An 867-nucleotide genomic window follows, 5' to 3' on the forward strand; every position below is an offset into this window, starting at 1 on the left:
ATGCCGATACCCCGTGCCTGCATCTGTTCCATGAACGTGGCGCGGGCCGGCAAGCCGTCCTTGCGCTCCGGCAGGACCAGTTGGAACAGGTGCCAGTTGCTGTGGGTGAAGTCCGCAGGCGGCAGTTGCGCACCATAGGTCGCTTCAAAGTCATCGCCAAAACATTTGAAGTAGTGTCGGGCCAGTTCCTGACGATGGGCGGTCAGCGCCTCGATATGCGCGAACTGACCCAGGCCAATGGTGGCGGCGACATCGGTCATGTTGAACTTGCCACCGAGCACGTCGACGTCCAGACCATCGAAGCCGTTGCGCGTCACGCCCTGCAAACGGTACTTCTCCGCCAGCCGCGCTTCTTCCGGGGTGTTCAGCACCAGGCAGCCACCCTCGGAGCAGGTAACGTTCTTGTTGGCCTGGAAACTGAACGACACGAAATCGCCGGTGGCGCCGATGCGCTGGCCGTTCCAGCTCGAACCCAACGCTTGGGCGGCGTCTTCAACAATGCGCAGATTGTGTTTGCGGGCGATGGCGTACAAGCGCTGCATGTCCACCGGCAGGCCGGCGAGGTACACCGGGATCAGCGCTTTGGTGCGCGGGGTGATCGCCGCTTCCAGTTGGTCCAGATCAATGTTGCGGGTCACCGGGTCGATGTCGGCAAACACCGGGGTGGCGCCCACTTCGAGGATCACGTTGGCGGTGGCGACCCAGGAAATCGGGGTGGTGATCACTTCGTCACCCGGGCCGATGCCGGCGATGCGCAGGGCGATTTCCATGGTGCAGGTGCCGGAGTTGAACGTGCGCACCGGGCGCCCGCCGAAGGATTCCGACAGCTGTGCTTCGAAGGCCTGGACCTTCGGCCCGCTGGTGATC

At 63.3% G+C, this 867-nt stretch carries 1 protein-coding gene; it reads right to left on the bottom strand.

Annotation, left to right across the window (positions count from 1 at the left end):
* A partial coding sequence (locus tag DBR24_RS22700; RefSeq protein WP_146189104.1) for a DegT/DnrJ/EryC1/StrS aminotransferase family protein occupies positions 1-867 on the bottom strand: 867 nt, incomplete at both ends.

Origin of the sequence: Pseudomonas sp. HMWF006, assembly GCF_003061205.1 — a bacterium.
Taxonomy (GTDB): Bacteria; Pseudomonadota; Gammaproteobacteria; order Pseudomonadales; family Pseudomonadaceae; genus Aquipseudomonas; species Aquipseudomonas monsensis.